General features: G+C 51.3%; 1 protein-coding gene. It reads left to right on the top strand.

The features are described 5' to 3' along the window. Positions 1–49: 49 nt before the first annotated feature. Positions 50–594, top strand: a 545-nt coding sequence (locus tag AC1RPW_RS07810) for a hypothetical protein (protein WP_481769413.1), incomplete at its 3' end; no start/stop codon positions are given.

Genomic DNA, 594 nt, shown 5'->3' with positions numbered 1-594 from the left:
CCCCTTATCATTAAGCGACGCCTGATATCGGTTTATATAGGATGACAAAATGTATTTCCAGACAACGAATGCGGCACGTGATGCGCTGGCATCGAATCCCTCAATCAGACCTACTAGCTACAAGCTGGGCACTGGTACTGGATATGTGCCTACAGCCAGTGATACCGACATACACGGAACTCTGGTATCAACAGGACTCCTTAGTCCCGGCGACGTGATAAACGGTAACGTGCTTCGGTACTCCATTCTTCTTCCTAAGGATTTGACATTCCTTCAGCAGTTCGGAGAAGTTGGGCTGTACACCAGCACTAACATGCTGTTTGCACTAGCTGTGGCGGATGTGCCGGTCACTAAGGACAACTCGTATGCTATGCGTATAGACGCGTACCTGTCTTCGGTTGACGCAAACTACGAGATGTGGCTCGATGTGGCTGAGACCAGCAACGCATTCCACATGGGTACGCTTCAGTCTGTTGACATGCTGCCCAGCGCCAGTGACGCATTGCCGTCCGCGTATATCGTTAAGCAGGGGCTCATTGAATCATTCCGCGCCTATACCTCGGGGAACGGCCTATGGGGTTTTGATGAGTACGC

It is taken from the genome of Dellaglioa sp. CoH-55-MRSF-8, from assembly GCF_056782195.1.
Note: the sequence above shows the minus strand (reverse complement) of the source record. Positions and strands in the feature narration are given on the sequence as shown.